1 protein-coding gene is annotated in these 266 nt (G+C 35.0%); it reads left to right on the top strand.

The genetic code is table 11. From position 1 onward, the window contains the following. A partial coding sequence (locus SB764_RS41000) for an ATP-binding cassette domain-containing protein (protein ID WP_410866897.1) occupies nucleotides 1-266 on the top strand: 266 nt, incomplete at both ends.

Below are 266 nucleotides of genomic sequence, written 5' to 3' on the forward strand. Positions count from 1 at the left end.
TATTAATCTGTCAGGGGGGCAAGAACAAAGGCTTATCATAGCAAGAGCTGTCTTCAAAAATCCGGACTTTTTAATTCTAGATGAAGCAACCTCAGCTCTAGACACCAAAAATGAAAAAATTATTCATAATAATTTGAAGATATTCTTTGAAAATAAAACAGTCCTGATTATCGCTCACAGACTGAGCACGGTAAGAAATGCCGATAATATTATTGTCATGGATAACGGGAAGATTATAGAGCAAGGTGAGCACAAAGAATTATTAG

Source organism: Paraburkholderia sp. SIMBA_027 (assembly GCF_046535315.1).
Lineage (GTDB): Bacteria > Pseudomonadota > Gammaproteobacteria > Burkholderiales > Burkholderiaceae > Paraburkholderia > Paraburkholderia tropica.